Here is a 14,055-nt window from a genome sequence, read left to right as displayed (position 1 = left end):
GCCGCGCACTAAAGCCCGCGGGGGTCGAGAAGGCAAGCCGGATAGAAGTCATATTTGACTTTAATCAATCGATTGATTAAACACGAGCAATGAACAGGCAATCAGGTGCGACAAGACGGCAACGCGAGGCCAACACCGCCGACCAGACGCGCGCGGCACTGGTGCACGCGGCGCTCAAGTTGTTCGGAAGGCAGGGTTTCGACGGCACGTCGACGCGCCAGATCGCGGCGGAAGCCAAGGCCAATATCGGCTCGATCGCCTACCATTTCGGCGGCAAGGAGGGCCTGCGCGCCGCCGCCGCCGACCATATCGTCGACACCATACAGGGAATTGCCGGCCAGGCGCTGGGCGACGTCCAGGCGGCCGGGACCCTCACCCCGGAGGCAGCCAGGGCCCAGCTTTTCGCCGCGCTGGAGCGGATGGTGGGCTTCGTCGTGGCCAGTCCGCAGTCCGGCGAGATCGTTCAGTTCGTGCTTCGCGAGCTCTCACACCCGACCGCCGCGCTCGACCGCATCTATGCGGGCGTGTTCGAACCGACGCACCGGCGGCTTTGCCAGGTCTGGGAACAGGCGACCGGCGAGGCGGCCGAGAGCGAGGCAACGCGGCTCACGGTCTTCACCATGATCGGCCAGGTCATCTATTTCCGCATCGGCCGCGAGGCCGTCATGCGCCGCATGGGATGGCGCGAGATCGGCAATGAAGAGGCCGCCAAGGTGGTGGCGGCCACAACCGATAACCTCAGGGCGATGCTGGCGGCGCGCGGACCGGCCGGCGGCAGGAAGGGCAAATCATGAGCTTTCTCTGTTCGCTGCCGCTCGCGGCCCAGCTGTTCGGCGCCTGCGCGCCGGCTGCGCCCCTGGCCGTCGGCTATGTCGAAGGCGAGTATGTGCTGATGGCGCCGATCGAGGTGGCCCAGGTCGCGACGGTGACGGTCAGGCGCGGCGACCGCGTCGAGAGCGGCACGGCCGTGGCGACGCTCGAGGACGCCGACGCCAGGATCGAGGTGGCGCAGGCCGAGGCAGCACTTGCGCAGGCGCAGGCGCAGCTTGCCGACCTGCAGGTCGGCAAGCGTCCCGAGGAAATCGCCGTGCTCAAGGCCCAGGTCGACATGGCGAAGGCCCAGGCCGCCGACGCAAAGCGCAAGTACGACCGGGCGAGCGACCTCTACAAACGCGGCACCGGCACGCAGGCCGATTACGACACGGCCTCGGCCTCGCTGGAGACGGCCAATGCCCAGGTCGGCCAGGCCGAGGCCAATCTCGCCGTCGGCAATCTGCCGGCGCGGCCAGAGACCATCAAGGCCGCAGACAATCAGGTAAAGCAGGCGCGGTCGGCCCTGGAGCAGGCCGAGTGGCGACTGTCGAAGCGGGTGCTGACGGCCCCCTCGACCGGACGCGTCAACGATGTCATCCGCAATCCCGGCGACACGGCCGGGCCGACCGCGCCGGTGATCTCGATGCTGCCGGACGGCGCCGTGAAGCTCAGCGTCTACGTGCCCGAAAGCGCGTTCTCGTCGGTCAAGATCGGTACCAAGCTCAACGTCCACTGCGACGGCTGCGGGGCGGGACTGAAGGCACGCGTCAGCTATGTCTCGCCCGATCCGGAATTCACGCCGCCCGTGATCTACTCGCTCGAGAACCGGCAGAAGCTGGTCTATCTGGTCGAGGCGCGGCCGGACGGCGATGCCAGGCCCCTGCAGCCGGGCCAGATCGTCGACGTCGATCTCGCGGATCTCGGGCAATGAACGCCATCGACGTTCGCGGCCTCGTCAAGCGCTTCGGCGGCAAGACGGTCGTCGACCATGTGACGATGACGGTCGCCGAAGGCGAGATCGTCGGCTTTCTCGGGCCGAACGGCTCGGGCAAGACGACGACCATCCGCATCATGTGCGGGCTTCTGACGGCGGACGAGGGCGACGGCACCGTGCTGGGCTTCAACATCCGCACCGACGCCCTCAAGATCAAACGCGAAGTCGGCTACATGACGCAGAAATTCTCGTTCTACGAGGATTTGACGATCGGCGAGAACCTCGAGTTCGTGGCGCGGCTCTACCGGCTGAAGCCGGTCGAGGAATATGTCTCGCGGACCCTGGAAGAGCTCGGCCTGACGAGCCGCCGCAACCAGCTGGCGGGCACGCTTTCGGGCGGCTGGAAGCAGCGGCTGGCCCTGGCCGCCTGCATCATGCACAAGCCGAAGCTGCTCTTGCTCGACGAGCCTACGGCCGGCGTCGACCCGAAGGCGCGGCGCGAGTTCTGGGACGAGATCCACCGGCTGGCCGGCGGCGGGCTGACGGTGCTGGTCTCCACGCATTACATGGACGAGGCCGAGCGCTGCCATCGCATCAGCTACATTTCCTACGGCAAGATGCTCGCCACCGGCACGGTGGACGAGGTGGTGAGGAATGCCGGGCTGACAACCTTCGTGCTGCAGGGGCCGCGACTCGATCAGGCGGCCAAAGCGCTGCAGGGCCGGCCCGGTGTCGACCAGGTGGCGCCGTTCGGCGCGACGCTGCATGTCGTCGGCTCCGACAAGGCGGCCTTGGAAAAGGCGCTCGCCGATGTCGAGAAGGACCACAAGGACGTGACGGTGACGCCGGGCGAGACCAGCCTCGAGGATGTGTTCATCCAGTTCATGTCCGGCTCGAAGGACAACATGGCATGAACGCGATCTTCTCCTTCGCCAGGCTGGGCGCCCTGCTCATCAAGGAATTCATCCAGATGCGGCGCGACCGCATCACCTTCGCCATGATGCTGGGCGTGCCGCTGATGCAGCTGGTGCTGTTCGGCTTTGCGATCAACAACGACCCGAAGAGCCTGCCGGCAGCGCTCGTGGCGACCAGCAGCGATCCCTATACGCGGGCGATGGTCTCGGCATTGCAGACCACCGGCTACTACCGCTTCGACCATGTCGCGCAAAATGCCGCGGAAGCCGAGTTCCTGATGGCGCGCGGCGACGTCTCCTTCGTCGTCACCATCCCCGCCGATTTCGCGCGGCGGGTGGAGCGCGGCGACAATCCGCAGATCCTGATCGAGGCCGACGCCACCGACCCGTCCGTTGCCAGCGGCGCAATATCGACGCTCGGCACCGTTGCCAGCCAGGCACTGCTGAGAGCCCAAGGGACCCAGGACGCGGCCAGGGAAGCGTCGCGCGGCCAGCTCGATGTCGTCGTGCACCGGCGCTACAACCCGGAGGGCGTTTCGCAATACAACATCGTACCCGGCCTGCTCGGCGTCATCCTGCAGATGACCATGGTGATGATGACGGCGATGGCGCTGACCCGGGAAACCGAGCGCGGCACCATGGAGAACCTGCTGGCCATGCCGTCCAGCCCAACCGAGATCATGCTGGGCAAAGTGCTACCTTTCCTCGTCGTCGGCGCCGTGCAGGTGGTGGTGGTGCTCGTTGCCGCGAAGCTCCTGTTCGCCATCCCCTTCGTCGGCAGCCTGACACTGCTGCTCTCCTCGGTGCTGGTCTTCGTGCTTTCGCTGGTGCTGCTCGGCTACACCATCTCGACCATGGCACGCTCGCAGATGCAGGCGATGCAGCTTACCTTCTTCTTCTTCCTGCCATCCCTGCTGCTCTCGGGCTTCATGTTCCCCTATCGCGGCATGCCGGGTTGGGCGCAGGTGCTGGGCGAGATCTTTCCGCTCACGCACTTCCTGCGCATCACTCGCGCGGTGATGCTGAAGGGCGCGGATTTCAATGCGGTCGCGACCGAGGTCGGCTGGCTGGCGGTGTTCGTCGTCGTGTTCGCTGGCACCGCCCTGCTGCGTTTCCGGCGGACGCTGGACTGATTTTGCTCGATGCCCCGCGTGGCGCGGTGCCCTGCATAGTGACGTCTCGAGCCCCTCGCATCCCCCTGGCGGGAGGTGGGCCGCGCTACGCGGCCATGATCCCGGCGTAAGTGCCGAAATCGACATTGCCGCCGGAGAGCACCACGGCGACGCTTTTGCCCGCGAGGTCGATCTCGCCGGATTCGAGCGCGGCAAACGCGACGCAGCCACCAGGCTCGACCACCAGCTTGAGATAGGCCATGGCGTCGCGCATCGCCTGCGCGGCGGCCTGGTCGGAAACCGCGATTGCGCCGGCGAGATTCCTGCGGTTGATCTCAAAGGTGATGGCGCCGGGCTCGGCGGTGAGCAGCGCGTCGCAGATCGAGGCGTGGCCGGGTTCGTTCGCGACGCGTTCGCCCTTTGCCAGCGAGCGGCGCGTATCGTCGAAATGCTCGGGCTCGACGGCCCAAACGGCGGTCCGCGGCGAGAGGTGCTTGACCGCCACGGAAATGCCGCTCGTCAGGCCGCCGCCGCCGCAGGGGATGACCACGGCGTCGAGCGCCACGCCGAGGGCTTCTGCCTGCTTGATCAGTTCCAGGCCGATCGTGCCCTGGCCGGCAATGATGGCCGGGTCGTCGAAAGGCGGCACCAGCGCCATGCCCTTTTCGATATAGGGACGCACGACCGCCATGCGGTCGTCCTTGAAACGATCGAACGGCACCACCTCGGCACCCATCCTGCGAACATTGCCGACTTTCATGGCCGGAGCGTCGGCCGGCATGGCGATGACGGCCTTGACGCTGAACATGGCCGCGGAAGCCGCCACGCCTTGGGCGTGGTTACCGGAGGAAAAGGCGACGACGCCGCGGCCGCGCTCGTCCTCGCTCAGCGTCGACAATTTGTTGTAGGCGCCGCGGATCTTGAAGGAGCCGGTGCGTTGCAGCGTCTCGGGCTTGAACAGGATACGGCCGCCATAGCGCCTGTTGAGTTCGGGCGATTCGATCAGCGGCGTTTCGACGATCAGGCCGGAAAGCCGCGCGGCGGCGGCGCGGATGTCGGAGATGCCGGGCAGGGGGAGCATGGGCGAGCCTCGCAGAGGGATGGGTCGACTTATGCTGCACGCAAAACGAGGCGTCGCGCCAACGAAAAAATGTGATGGAGACAAGGTTGCAGTCTTGGCGAGTTGGCGTTCCTTCGCGCCACCGTCTGTCCTGCCGGACATCTCCCCCACAAGGGGAGGAGATCAGCCGTCACCTCGGCTTTCACCAATCACGAAGGCGGAAATTGAAGCGTGACGGCGACGCTGCCAATCTCCCCTCTAGGGGAGACTGGCGGTAGGCCAGAGGGGCCGCTGTCCCGCCGGCATTGCGCAAGTTGCAGCCAGCCAGTTCACCCCAGCAGCGTCTTGGTCCTCTTGCTGCCGCCAAGCTTGCGCCAGGTGTTGAAGCGGTGGGTGGCGGCGGCGAAGGAGATCTTCATCTGCTGGGAAACCGTGTAGCGCGACTTGCCTTCGTCGAAAAGGCGGTAGCAGCACTCGGCGCCTTCCTCGGTCAGCTTGCCGTCCGGCGTCTTGTTGTGCGGGTTGGCCGGGTCGAATTTTTCGATTTGCTCTTCGACCAGGCCCTTCAGGCGCTGCAGGTCGGCCTCGATGCTGGCGATGAGATCGAGAACTGGCTTCGCATCGAATGCGTGCGGAGGCTTCTTGTCCTTCATTCCGTTGCTTCCTTCAATTTCTGCTGTCGCCGACTATATAGGCTAACATTCGGTGATAATGAAGGGGCGACCAGGTTCCGCTAGATTGCTTTTCCGGCGCGCAGCCTTGCCGTTCGCAATTGACGCCGGGCGGCCAAGAGTCCTAGTTTAGAATCATTCTAAACTAGAGTGATCCCATCATGCTTTCCCGTGTTTTCGGCTTCGGCCGCCGTTCATTCGATTCGTTGTCGGAGCAGGAGATCCTGGCGCTGGCGATATCTTCCGAGGAAGATGACGGGCGCATCTACCGCGCCTATGCCGACGGCCTGGCGCAGGATTTTCCGCAGTCGGCCAAGGTGTTCGAGGCCATGGCCGAGGAAGAGGACGGCCATCGCGATTCCCTCATCGAGCTGCACCGCAAGCGTTTTGGCGAGCGCATCCCCCTGATCCGGCGCGAGCATGTGAGGGGCTTTTACGAGCGCAAGCCGGACTGGCTGGTGCGGCCGCTCGGCATCGAGCATGTGCGCCGGCAGGCCGAGGACATGGAACGGCAGGCCTACCGCTTCTATGTCGAGGCGGCCAAGCGCACTACCGACGCCTCGACCCGCAAGCTGCTGGACTGGCTGGCTGCGGCCGAACTCGGCCACGAGAATTCCGCCCATGAACTGGAGCAGAAGCACCTCCCCGGCGAGGTCAAGGAGGAGGAGGCGAATGTCGAGCAGCGCCAGTTCATCCTCACCTATGTCCAGCCGGGGCTGGCCGGGCTGATGGACGGATCGGTGTCGACGCTGGCGCCGATCTTCGCCGCCGCCTTCGCCACGCATGCGACGTTCCAGACCTTCCTGGTCGGCCTCGCCGCCTCGATCGGCGCCGGTATCTCGATGGGCTTCACCGAGGTCGCCTCGGATGACGGCAAGCTCTCGGGGCGCGGTTCGCCGCTCAAGCGCGGGCTCACGGTCGGCATCATGACGACGCTGGGCGGTCTCGGCCACGCGCTGCCCTATCTCATTCCTTATTTCTGGACGGCCACGATCGTCGCGGCGGTGGTGGTGTTCTTCGAGCTCTGGGCGATCGCCTTCATCCAGAACCGCTACATGCAGACGCCGTTCTGGCGCGCCGCATTCCAGGTGGTGCTGGGTGGCGCGCTGGTGTTCGGAGCGGGTGTGCTGATCGGGAATGCGTGAGCGGCCTCCCCTTCTCTCCCTTTAGGAGAAGGGGAGTCGCGCTCATCCATTCACCGCCTTGCTATCCGCCGGCGCCTCCGCCCTCTCCGTCAGCCCATAGTCCCGCACGACATGGGCGATGCGCAGGCGATAGCCGGCAAAGATTCCGCCGCGGCCGGCTTGCTGCGCCTGCCGATGCTCGTCGGTGTTGCGCCAGGCCTTGACCGCCTCTTCGTCGCGCCAGAAGGACAGCGACAGCACACGCTTGGGATCGGTGAGGCTCTGGAAGCGCTCGACCGAAATGAACCCGTCAATGCCGTCGAGCAGCGGCCGAAGCTCGGCGGCGATGCCGAGATAGGCATCGCGCTTTCCTTCCGCCGGCTGCACCTCGAAGATGACTGCGATCATCCCTCTATCCCTTCCCTGACCGTCACGTCGGTTTTGAAAACCTGCCGCGGACCATGCGGGCCGGAAACCAGGGTCAGGAAGACACGGTCTTCCTTGAGGATGAATTTCTCGCGCCGCGCGAACTCGTAGTTTGCCTTGCCGGCCGGGTCGTCGGCAAGCCGCGCGCGATAGGCTTCGTAGGCCGCGAGGCTCTCGATGTTATAGGCGGCATAGGCCGTGGTGGCCGAGCCTTCATGCGGCCCGAAATAGCCGATCAAATCGCCGCCGCAGCGCGGAATGACCTGGCCCCAGGCGCGCGCATAGTGCTCGAAGGCCGCCTTGCCGAACGGGTCGAGCTCGTAGCGGATGAAGCAGGTGATGGTCATTTCGGTCTCCTCGGCGGTTGGCTTGCGGACGATGATGGTTCGACCGCGGTCGAAGCATCGCTTGCGCGGGTATGCTAGGCATCCTCCTGTCAGGAATGTTGCCCGGGCTGCTTGAGATAAGGCCAGGATAGTGGTTCCCTGACTGGAATGCTTCGATGAGGATCGAACCATGCGCGAAGGACCCGATATCGCCCGCATCGCCAGCCTGGTCGGCGACCCGGCACGCGCCAACATGCTCAACGCGCTGATGGGCGGGACCGCGCTGACAGCGTCGGAACTGGCGCTGGAGGCAGGCGTGTCGTTGCCCACCGCTTCCTCGCATCTGTCGAAGCTGATGGATGGCGGCTTGCTTACGCTCGCGAGCCAGGGCCGCCACCGCTATTACGGCCTCGCCGGCGCGCAGGTGGCCGGCATGATCGAGGCGATCATCGGCGTCGCCGAGGCGGTCGGTCCAAAACGGGTGCGGCCCGGGCCGCGCGACGCGGCCATGCGCGTGGCGCGTGTCTGTTACGACCACCTCGCCGGCGAACAGGCGGTCGCCATGCTCGACCGGCTCTTCGACAGGAAGCTTTTGCTGCGCGAGGACAACGAGATCAGGCTCTCGTCATCCGGCGCCGCGCATTTTTCCGCGCTCGGCATAGGGATCGATCCCAAGGCGCGGCGGCCGGTGTGCCGTGCCTGCCTCGACTGGAGCGTGCGGCGCTCGCACCTCGCCGGCACGCTGGGCGCCGCCATCCTCGACAAGATCATCGCCAAGAAATGGGCACGGCGCGAAAAGGACAGCCGCGCCGTAGTGTTTTCGCCGACGGGTAGGCAGGCATTCGAGAGGGTATTTCTCTCCTGAGCGGGCGAATTTCGCGTTGCTGTCCCGCCGATGTTGAAGGTTCACCCCCGCTTCAGCGCCTTCCCCAGCTTGAAGAACTCCTTCCACGGGTCGGCTTTCTTAAGCTGCTCGCGTGTCGTCGCGTCGCCGAGGGGAAACGCATTCGGCGCAAGCCCCTTCTCGATCTCCGCCCAGGTGACGGGCATGGATATCGTCGCGCCCTTCTTGGCGCGCGACGAATAGGGCGCGACCGTGGTCGAGCCGCGGCCGTTGCGCAGATAATCGACGAAGATCTTTCCGGCGCGCGCCTTCTTCGACAGCGTCGCTGTGTAGCGGTCGGGCGCGGCCTGCTCCAGCGCGCGCGCGAAATCATGGGCGAATTCCTTCACCTCGTCCCATTCCGCCGACGACTTCAACGGCACCAGCACATGGTAGCCCTTGCCACCGGAGGTCTTGACCAGACTCGGCAGCGACAGGTCGTCGAGCCGCTTGTTGATGTCGAGCGCTGCCTCGCGCACTTTGCCGACGTCGATCCCCTCGTCAGGATCGAGGTCGAAAATGATCTGGTCCGGCTTTTCCAACTCATCGATGGTCGAGCCCCAGATATGCACTTCCACCACGCCGTACTGGACGAGCGCCGCCAGCCCATCGAAATCCTTGATGTAGAGGATTTCCTCGCCGTCCGTCGGGTCCTTCATCCTGGCAATCTTTTCGCTCATGCCGGGCGAGGCATGTTTCTGAAAGAAGCGCTGACCGTGGATGCCGTCCGGCGCGCGCACCAGGCTCAGCGGCCGGTTGAGGACGAATTGCTGCATGCGTGGCCAGACCAACGCGTAGTGATCAAGCAGGTCCTGTTTCGAAACCTTTTCGTCGGGCCACAGCAGCTTGTCGGGATGCGAGAGCTTTATCGAGGTCTTGGCCGTTCCGGCCGAGGACTTCGTCGCGGCCTTTGCGCCCGGTTTTGCTTCGGCCTCGGCCCTCTTCGGCTGCTCCTGCACGACTTCCTCCGCCGGCTTGTCCTCGCGAAGCCCCTGGAACGAGGCGTGTCGGATTATACGGTCGGATGTCCAGCTGCGGAACTCCACCTCCCCGACAAGCTCAGGCTTGACGAAGGTGAGCCCCTTGCCCTTCGGGACAGCGGACGAGAAGGGCGACGTTTCCACCTTGAGCCCGTCGAGCTTTTTCTTCAGATCCGTCATCACCTTGCCGGAAAAGCCGGTGCCGACGCGGCCGGCATAATGCAGCTTGCCGCCCTCATTGAAGCCGACAAGCAGTGAGCGCAGGCCGCGCCCGGTCTTGTCCGAAGGCAGATAGCCGCCGATGACGAATTCCTGCCTGAGCGTGCATTTCGACTTGATCCAGGTCAGCCCCCGCCCGCTGCGATAGGGCGCGTCGGCGCGCTTCGACACCACGCCTTCCAGACCCATGCGACAGACATGCTGCAGCATGACCTTGCCCGGCTCATGGAAGTGATCGCTGAAGCGCAGCGCCGAATCCTCGGGCTGCTCGCCGAGCAGCTCGGCAAGCGCCTGCTTGCGCTCCACCAGCGGCTCGCGGCGCAGATCCTCGCCGTCGAGGCGCATCAGGTCGAAGACATAGTAGACGAAGCGGTCGGCGCGGCGGGCCGACAGGTCCGCCTGCAGCAGCGGGAAGGACGACACGCCGCTGTCGGCCAGGACCACGATCTCGCCGTCGATGATGGCGTCGCGGCATTTCAGTTTGGCCAGCGCGGCGGTGACCGGCCCGTCGAATTTTTCAGTCCAGTCGAGGCCAGCCCGGGTCAGCAGCCTGACCTCGCTGCCGGCGATCTGCGCCTGCATGCGATAGCCGTCGAACTTCACCTCGTGGAGCCAGTCGTCGCCGGTGGGTGCATCCTTCTCCAGCGTTGCCAATTGCGGCTCGACGAAGTCGAGGCGCTTGGCTGCCGCGGTCCTGGCCTTGCCGGCGGCCGGCCTGTTCGATTGCCAGACCTTGGGTTTCTCGCCTTTGGCCGCCTTGCCCTCGCCGACCTCCTCGATGGTCAGGCCCGACTTCACCGATTTCGGTTCCTCCTCGAGAATATCCTCGCCCGGCCGGGCGGCGGCATCGTCTGACTTGATCAGCAGCCAGTTGTCGCGCTTCTCGCCGGTGCGGGGCTTCAGCCTGACCAGATGCCAGCGGCCGTTGAGCTTGTGGCCTTCGAGCTCGAAGTCGATATGGCCCTTCTTCATGCCCCTGGCCGGATCGCCGTCCGGCGTCCATCTGCCTTCGTCCCAGACCAGGACCGAGCCGCCGCCATATTGGCCCTTCGGAATTGTGCCTTCGAACGAGGCGTAGTCGATCGGGTGATCCTCGACATGCACGGCCAGCCGCTTCTCATGCGGATCGAGGCTCGGGCCCCGCGTGACCGCCCAACTCCACAGAACGCCGTCATGCTCCAGGCGGAAATCATAGTGAAGGCGCGTCGCGGCATGCTTCTGCACGACGAAGATGCCCCCGCCCTGCTTGCGCCCGCCGACCTTGCCGGCCGGCTCGGCGGTTTTCCCGAAATCCCGCTTGGCGTGATATTGTTCCAGGCCGGCCATGCCATCCTCCTATGCGGATTTGCGCTTCGGCGCGGACGCCTTGGCCTTCGGCCGCGCGGTCTTTTTAGACGAAGATTTTGCGGCTTTGCCGCCGCCTTCCGCGTTGAGGCTCTTCTTCAGCGCGTCGAACAAATTGACCACGTTGGACGGCTTGGGCGGCGCCTTGGCCTTGGGCGCCTTCTTGCCGGCCTTCTTGGCGCGGATCAGCTCGAGCAGGGCATCCTCGTAACGGTCCTCGAACTTCGACGGGTCGAACTTCGTCTTCTTGCCGTCGATAATGTGCTGGGCGAGGTCGATCATCTCCTTGTCGGTCTTCGCCGCCTTGATGTCCTCGAACACGGTCGCGGGCCGGCGCACGGTGTCGTCGTAGCGCAAGGTGGTCAGCACCATGCCTTTACCGAGCGGCTCGATCACCACCGGGCGCTCACGCTGATATAGCACGATGCGCGCCAGCCCAGCCATCTTCCTGGCCGCCATGGCATCGCGGATGACGGCGAAGGCTTCCTCGGAGACCTTGTCGGCCGGCGCGACATAATAGGGCGTATCGAGGTAAATCTGTTCGATCGAGGATTTCTCGACAAACCCGTCGAGGCTCATCGTGTGTGAGGATTCGATCTGCACCGCCTCTATCTCGTCCTCTTCGATATGGACGAAGTCGCCGTCGCTCACCTCATAGCCCTTGACCTGGTCACCCTCCTCGAGCGGCTTGCCGGTCTCCGCGTCGACATAGATGCGTTTGACCGTGTTGCCGGTCTTGCGGTTGAGGATGCGGAACGAGACTTTCTCGGCATGGGTGACCACGTTGGTCAACTCGATGGCGCACGTGACCAACGAGAGTTTGAGATAGCCCTTCCAGGCCGGACGTGGCGCCATAGCGAACTCCTGCGCGATGCGGTTTCAACCGCAACGGACAGGGTTCGCTTGGGTTCCGGGAGGGCTGACCAGGCAGCCTGTTATTCGGCCGCCTGCAGGTTGACCTTGCTTTCGGCGATCTCGGTGAGCTTGCGGTCGGTCGCCTCTTCTTCCTTGAGGTTCTTGGCCAGCACGTTGGCGCAGTCGCTGCGGCCGAGCTGCCTGGCCCAGGCGATCAGCGTGCCGTAACGCGTGATCTCGTAATGTTCTACGGCCTGCGCGGACGCGATTAGCGCGGCGTCCAGAACTTCCTTGTCATCGACATCGCCGCTGACTTCGTCGGCCTCTGCGAGGATGCCGTCGATGGCCGGGCAATTGACGGTCTTGGCCTTGACGCCGTGCAGCTCGAACACCTGCTCGACCCGCTCGATATGGCCCTTGGTCTGCGTGAGGTGTTTCTCGAAACCGGCTTTCAATTGCGGATCGGTCGCCTTGTCGATCATCTTCGGCAGCGATTTCTCGATCTGCTTTTCGGCATAGTAGATGTCGCGCAGCGTGTGAATGAAGAGATCGTCCAGCGTCTTGATATCCTTCGAAAAGAAGCCCATGGCGGTTGCCTTTCCATGTTTCGCGTTGTCGGGGAGTTGCGGCTCACAGCCGTCAACACGGCCGGATTCAACCTCCGGCCTTGCGGGACAACGTCGTCTTCCGCGGCAGGTTCCTGTCCGCCATGCCGCGGGAAAACGGATTTCGCGACGCAGGACGAACGTGAAACAGAAGCGCGCCCAAGCGACATCAGAACGAAACATATGTGATGCAAAAGTCACACGCGGCAGAATGCCGGCAAAAGGCACCGAAAGACCGCGAATCAGCCGCAATCCGGCCACGATGCAACGACTTTCGGACCAGAAATTAACATCACGTTCACCGACTATTCATGCCTCGACGCTATGCTCTCGATGAATTCGGACGGGACATCCGAAAGCGGGACAGGGACAGGTAAAATGAACTTCTGGAACCACATCACGGGCTACGCCGCCGCCATCCGCGAATTCGTCGCGCCGACCTACCGGCCTGAACGCTATTACATGCGCGGTCCGGGCCCGGCGTGCGCGCGTCGCGGCAACTCGATTGGCGTCGGCGCGAACTGACCATGACACGTGTAAGCGCCCACCACGGCCGTATCTGCCGGCCGGCAGCCGACCAGCGCGCCACGACCTATCGCACCGAGCGCCTCGCGCGCGCGGCCGACTGGCGAGCGACAACGCCGCGACTTTGACGCCGCCGTCGGCTGGCTTGGTGTCGTCGCTAGCCTAGCGTCCCCCTTGGTATACGGGGGCGCAAGCAGCGGGGCCGCCATGACCGACCTGCCCGAACCGAACCGTCCCGTCCTGCCGTCCCACGCCTGTTACCCCCCTCAGCCGCTGATCGTCTTCGACGGCGTCTGCGTGTTCTGCTCCGGCTTCGTCCAGCTCATCATCAGGCTCGACCGGAAAAAGCGCTTCCGTTTCGCCACGGCGCAGTCGCCCTTCGGCGAGGCGCTGTTTCGCCGGCACGGCCTGCCGACCGACGACTACGACAGCAACCTCGCCATCATCGACGGCGCGGCATTCACGAAGCTCGACAGCTTCGTCGCCGTCATGTCCGCGCTCGGATGGCCATGGCGCGCGACGAAGGCGCTGCTCATCCTGCCGCGGCCGCTGCGCGACTGGCTCTACGACCGCGTCGCCAGGAACCGCTACGCGCTGTTCGGCCGCAAGGACAGTTGCGAGATCCCGTCTTCCGAACTGCGCCAGCGGCTGATCGGCTGATGCATGTCGCCTATAATCGCGCCGCGGCTTGGGCCAAGGACATCGATCAAACGGAAGATACGAGGGCCGGCCGATATCCCGCCAAGGCGGAAGCCTGTCGCGCCGTCCTTGTGCTCGTGACGGCAACGGGCGAAAATTCTTCAGGCACCTGTCGAAATCGGTCGATGCCGCGCGACATAGGTCGGCACGCGAGGGAGCGGCCTGCGAGAAAGGGAGAACAACAATGCGATACATGATTCTGATCCATGCCGACGAAGCCGCGATGGCGAACGTGCCTGCCGAGACGACCTACCAGATGAGCGCGGCCTATGGCGCCTATACCGAGGCGCTCAAGAAGTCGGGCGTCTGGCTGGCGGGCGACCGGCTGAAGCCATCCCAGGCCACCACCCAGGTGCGGATGAGCAACGGCAAGACCAACGTGCTCGACGGCCCCTATGCCGACACCAAGGAGCAGCTCGCCGGCTTCTACATGATCGAGGCGGCGGACATAGACACCGCCATCGAATGGGCGGCGCGCTGCCCGGCGGCCAGCGTCGGCACGGTCGAGCTGCGGCCGATCTGGGAAATGGCCGAGTACGCGGCCAAGGCAGGATAAGCCTGCGCG

17 protein-coding genes are annotated in these 14,055 nt (G+C 64.7%); 10 read left to right on the top strand and 7 right to left on the bottom strand.

What is annotated here, in order from left to right; all coding sequences use genetic code 11:
- Positions 1–89 precede the first annotated feature (89 nt).
- From ACR64R_RS22450 to ACR64R_RS22435, 4 genes are read left to right on the top strand one after another with little or no spacing between them, the layout of a single operon-like run.
- The gene (locus tag ACR64R_RS22450) at positions 90–794 is read left to right on the top strand and encodes a DUF1956 domain-containing protein (RefSeq protein WP_487358454.1); all 705 of its coding nucleotides are present in this window, start codon (positions 90–92) and stop codon (positions 792–794) included.
- Positions 791–1,744: an HlyD family secretion protein gene (locus tag ACR64R_RS22445; RefSeq protein ID WP_487358453.1), complete on the top strand. Its 954-nt coding sequence runs from the start codon at positions 791–793 to the stop codon at positions 1,742–1,744. The genes ACR64R_RS22450 and ACR64R_RS22445 overlap by 4 nt, the downstream gene beginning before the upstream one ends.
- Complete coding sequence (locus ACR64R_RS22440; RefSeq protein ID WP_487358452.1) at positions 1,741–2,661, top strand: ABC transporter ATP-binding protein; 921 nt, start codon at positions 1,741–1,743, stop codon at positions 2,659–2,661. Before ACR64R_RS22445 ends, ACR64R_RS22440 begins: the two co-directional genes overlap by 4 nt.
- Positions 2,658–3,794, top strand: a complete 1,137-nt coding sequence (locus ACR64R_RS22435; RefSeq protein WP_487358451.1) for an ABC transporter permease — start codon at positions 2,658–2,660, stop codon at positions 3,792–3,794. The genes ACR64R_RS22440 and ACR64R_RS22435 overlap by 4 nt, the downstream gene beginning before the upstream one ends.
- Positions 3,795–3,879: 85 nt before the next feature.
- Here ACR64R_RS22435 and ACR64R_RS22430 read toward each other — a convergent pair whose 3' ends face one another.
- Together ACR64R_RS22430 and ACR64R_RS22425 are read right to left on the bottom strand one after the other, a co-directional pair.
- Complete coding sequence (locus tag ACR64R_RS22430) at positions 3,880–4,854, bottom strand: threonine/serine dehydratase family protein (RefSeq protein WP_487358450.1); 975 nt, start codon at positions 4,852–4,854, stop codon at positions 3,880–3,882.
- Positions 4,855–5,162: 308 nt separating this feature from the next.
- A complete protein-coding gene (locus tag ACR64R_RS22425; protein ID WP_487358449.1) occupies positions 5,163–5,486 on the bottom strand; it encodes a hypothetical protein in 324 nt (107 codons plus the stop codon).
- Positions 5,487–5,665: 179 nt separating this feature from the next.
- Here ACR64R_RS22425 and mbfA point away from each other — a divergent pair, with 179 nt between their 5' ends.
- A complete protein-coding gene (gene mbfA, locus ACR64R_RS22420) occupies positions 5,666–6,649 on the top strand; it encodes an iron exporter MbfA (protein ID WP_128257794.1) in 984 nt (327 codons plus the stop codon).
- 42 nt (positions 6,650–6,691) lie between these two features.
- Here the strand turns inward: mbfA and ACR64R_RS22415 are convergent, their stop codons facing one another.
- Together ACR64R_RS22415 and ACR64R_RS22410 are read right to left on the bottom strand one after the other, a co-directional pair.
- Positions 6,692–7,036 (bottom strand): antibiotic biosynthesis monooxygenase family protein, encoded by a 345-nt coding sequence (locus ACR64R_RS22415; protein WP_487358448.1) that lies wholly within the window; start codon positions 7,034–7,036, stop codon positions 6,692–6,694.
- A complete protein-coding gene (locus ACR64R_RS22410; RefSeq protein ID WP_487358447.1) occupies positions 7,033–7,401 on the bottom strand; it encodes an NIPSNAP family protein in 369 nt (122 codons plus the stop codon). The genes ACR64R_RS22415 and ACR64R_RS22410 overlap by 4 nt, the downstream gene beginning before the upstream one ends.
- 169 nt (positions 7,402–7,570) lie before the next feature.
- Here ACR64R_RS22410 and ACR64R_RS22405 point away from each other — a divergent pair, with 169 nt between their 5' ends.
- Positions 7,571–8,245 carry an ArsR/SmtB family transcription factor gene (locus tag ACR64R_RS22405; protein WP_487358446.1) on the top strand — a complete coding sequence of 225 codons (675 nt, stop codon included), beginning with the start codon at positions 7,571–7,573 and terminating at the stop codon, positions 8,243–8,245.
- Positions 8,246–8,286: 41 nt separating this feature from the next.
- Here the strand turns inward: ACR64R_RS22405 and ligD are convergent, their stop codons facing one another.
- The 3 genes from ligD to ACR64R_RS22390 form a co-directional block, all read right to left on the bottom strand.
- A complete protein-coding gene (ligD, locus tag ACR64R_RS22400) occupies positions 8,287–10,788 on the bottom strand; it encodes a DNA ligase D (RefSeq protein ID WP_487358445.1) in 2,502 nt (833 codons plus the stop codon).
- Positions 10,789–10,797: 9 nt separating this feature from the next.
- Positions 10,798–11,661 (bottom strand): non-homologous end joining protein Ku, encoded by an 864-nt coding sequence (gene ku, locus ACR64R_RS22395; RefSeq protein ID WP_487358444.1) that lies wholly within the window; start codon positions 11,659–11,661, stop codon positions 10,798–10,800.
- Positions 11,662–11,741: 80 nt separating this feature from the next.
- Positions 11,742–12,248 (bottom strand): YciE/YciF ferroxidase family protein, encoded by a 507-nt coding sequence (locus ACR64R_RS22390; protein WP_073989058.1) that lies wholly within the window; start codon positions 12,246–12,248, stop codon positions 11,742–11,744.
- 396 nt (positions 12,249–12,644) lie between these two features.
- Here ACR64R_RS22390 and ACR64R_RS22385 point away from each other — a divergent pair, with 396 nt between their 5' ends.
- The 4 genes from ACR64R_RS22385 to ACR64R_RS22370 all read left to right on the top strand — a co-directional run bounded on the left by ACR64R_RS22385 (position 12,645) and on the right by ACR64R_RS22370 (position 14,046).
- A complete protein-coding gene (locus ACR64R_RS22385; protein ID WP_487358443.1) occupies positions 12,645–12,791 on the top strand; it encodes a hypothetical protein in 147 nt (48 codons plus the stop codon).
- Between the two features lie 2 nt (positions 12,792–12,793).
- Entirely contained in the window at positions 12,794–12,919 is a 126-nt protein-coding gene (locus ACR64R_RS22380) for a hypothetical protein (RefSeq protein ID WP_487358442.1), read from the top strand.
- 79 nt (positions 12,920–12,998) lie between these two features.
- Positions 12,999–13,451, top strand: coding sequence for a thiol-disulfide oxidoreductase DCC family protein (locus ACR64R_RS22375; RefSeq protein ID WP_487358441.1), 453 nt, complete (start codon positions 12,999–13,001; stop codon positions 13,449–13,451).
- A 223-nt stretch (positions 13,452–13,674) separates the two neighbouring features.
- Entirely contained in the window at positions 13,675–14,046 is a 372-nt protein-coding gene (locus ACR64R_RS22370; RefSeq protein WP_487358440.1) for a YciI family protein, read from the top strand.
- Positions 14,047–14,055: the final 9 nt, after the last annotated feature.

This window comes from Mesorhizobium sp. MC2-1-1, assembly GCF_057597255.1.
This window is presented reverse-complemented; position numbering and strand designations above follow the sequence as displayed.